At 67.2% G+C, this 1,340-nt stretch carries 1 pseudogene; it reads left to right on the forward strand.

Annotated features, from left to right (window positions below):
* Positions 1–110: 110 nt before the first annotated feature.
* Positions 111–1,340, forward strand: a pseudogene (locus tag GUY59_RS47015) (RNA-guided endonuclease InsQ/TnpB family protein); the annotation flags it as partial.

Raw genomic sequence — 1,340 nt, forward strand, 5'->3', positions numbered from 1 at the left:
GGAATCGGACCCCTGCGGAGCAGGGCAGGGGCAGCCGATTCGCCTCCAGGCGAACCGGCGTATCGAACAAACGCGCGAGTCCTTCTTGATCCTTCGGTAGGATGTGAGGCGTGGCGCAGATCGTGAAGCGGGCCTACAAGTACCGCTTCTACCCGACCCCCGAGCAAGCCTGCGAGCTGGCCCGGACGTTCGGCTGCGTCCGCTTCGTGTACAACAAGGCACTGGAGGAACGCACCCGCGCCTACACCGTGGAAGGCAAGCGCCTCTCCTACGTGGAGTCGTCGGCAGCGCTGACGGCGTGGAAGCGCAGCGGCGCGTTCGACTTCCTGTCGGAGGTGTCGTCGGTGCCGTTGCAGCAGGCGCTGCGCCATCTTCAGACGGGTTTTGCCAACTTCTTCGCCAAGCGCGCCAAGTACCCAACGTTCAAGACCAGGAGGAAGTCGCGGGCGTCGGCGGAGTACACCCGTTCGGCGTTCCGCTGGCGCGAGGGGCGGTTGACGCTGGCGAAGATGGACGCCCCGTTGGCGGTCGTGTGGTCGCGTCCGCTGCCGGAGGGCGCGGAGCCGTCCACGGTCACCGTGTCGAAGGACGCGGCGGGCCGCTGGTTCGTGTCCCTGCTGGTGGAGGAGAAGATCACCCCGCTCGCTCCGGTGGAGCACGCGGTGGGTGTGGACGCGGGCATCACCGCGCTGGCCACACTCTCGACCGGCGAGAAGATCGTCAACCCGCGTCACGAGCGCCGCGACAGGCGCAGGCTGGCCAAGGCTCAGCGGGCGCTGGCTCGCAAGGAGAAGGGGTCGAACAACCGGGCCAAGGCCCGGCTCAAGGTGGCCCGAGTGTACGCCAGGATTACTGACCGCAGAAGGGACCACCTCCACAAGGTCACCACACGGCTTGTTCGCGAGAACCAAACGATCGCCGTCGAGGACCTGACCGTGCGCAACCTGGTCAAGAACCGCCGCCTGGCCCGCGCCATCTCGGACGCGAGCTGGCGGGAGTTGCGGTCGATGCTGGAGTACAAGGCGGCCTGGTACGGGCGCACGCTGGTGGCGGTGGATCGCTGGTTCGCCTCCAGCAAGCTGTGCTCGGTGTGCGGGGCCTTGCAGGAGACGATGCCGTTGCATGCCCGCGAGTGGGAGTGCGCCTGCGGCGCGGCCCATGACCGGGATGTCAACGCGGCCAGGAACGTGCTCGCCGCCGGGCTGGCGGAGAGCTGAAACGCCTGTGGAGCTGGTGTCAGACCTCAACGAGAGTCCTCTCGGACGGGGCAACCGGCGATGAAGCAGGAATCCTCACGGGCGACCGTGGGAATCCCCTCGTTTACGAGGGGAGGATGTCAA

It is taken from the genome of Nonomuraea sp. K271, from assembly GCF_009908215.1.
Lineage (GTDB): Bacteria > Actinomycetota > Actinomycetes > Streptosporangiales > Streptosporangiaceae > Nonomuraea > Nonomuraea longispora.